The sequence below is a fragment of the Halomonas sp. ND22Bw genome (assembly GCF_003011945.1).
Lineage (GTDB): Bacteria > Pseudomonadota > Gammaproteobacteria > Pseudomonadales > Halomonadaceae > Halomonas > Halomonas halophila.
The window spans coordinates 1-298 of the sequence record NZ_PXWD01000570.1 but is presented as its reverse complement, the minus strand read 5'-3'; the positions used below and the strand labels follow the sequence as shown (position 1 = coordinate 298).

Genomic DNA, 298 nt, shown 5'->3' with positions numbered 1-298 from the left:
TACTGCATGCCCTTCAGTAAAAGACGCGATGCCGGTATATCGCGCATGATCCTTGCCCACTCCAGCAACACCACCTTGTTGAGCTTGGTGTCGTTATTGAAACATCCCAGCGTCAGATAGCCATTACGACGAGCCGGCAGCGGTCCTACTCTCGGCTCATAGCCCCCAGGAGGGTCATAGCAGATATAGTCATCCGGCAACCTGATCAGCTTTTCCGTGTATTCGGCATCGAAGCCCGGAGGCGTCTCGATGTGATCACTGATGAGATAATCTATCGACTTGACGCCCGTCGTATTGA

General features: G+C 53.0%; 1 protein-coding gene. It reads right to left on the bottom strand.

Annotated features, from left to right (window positions below):
• Positions 1–298, bottom strand: a 298-nt coding sequence (locus CVH10_RS25925; RefSeq protein ID WP_219924857.1) for a hypothetical protein, incomplete at both ends; no start/stop codon positions are given.